Origin of the sequence: Ligilactobacillus agilis DSM 20509 (assembly GCF_001436215.1) — a bacterium.
Taxonomy (GTDB): Bacteria; Bacillota; Bacilli; order Lactobacillales; family Lactobacillaceae; genus Ligilactobacillus; species Ligilactobacillus agilis.
Map to the genome: position 1 here is coordinate 1 of NZ_AYYP01000049.1, position 257 is coordinate 257.

Below are 257 nucleotides of genomic sequence, written 5' to 3' on the forward strand. Positions count from 1 at the left end.
TTTAAATTCTCAAATACCATTATTTCTCCAAAATCGGCTACATTTAAATGGTGTGGTGAAACCAATTTGGTATTGCCATTAGGCAATTTTTGTGAAGTAATTGTCCTAAATGAGTTATTATTCCGTAGAAAATTCATTGAACCTTTACGATACCATGAACGATGTTTAGGATTTTTATGTTTCCCATCTTTATCTTTAGTAATATTCATTCTGAGATTATATTTTTCCACAGCTGACATTTGCCCTGCTTGTTCTAA

1 pseudogene is annotated in these 257 nt (G+C 31.1%); it reads right to left on the reverse strand.

Annotated features, from left to right (window positions below):
* Positions 1-257, reverse strand: a pseudogene (locus FC14_RS06085) (RNA-guided endonuclease TnpB family protein); the annotation flags it as partial.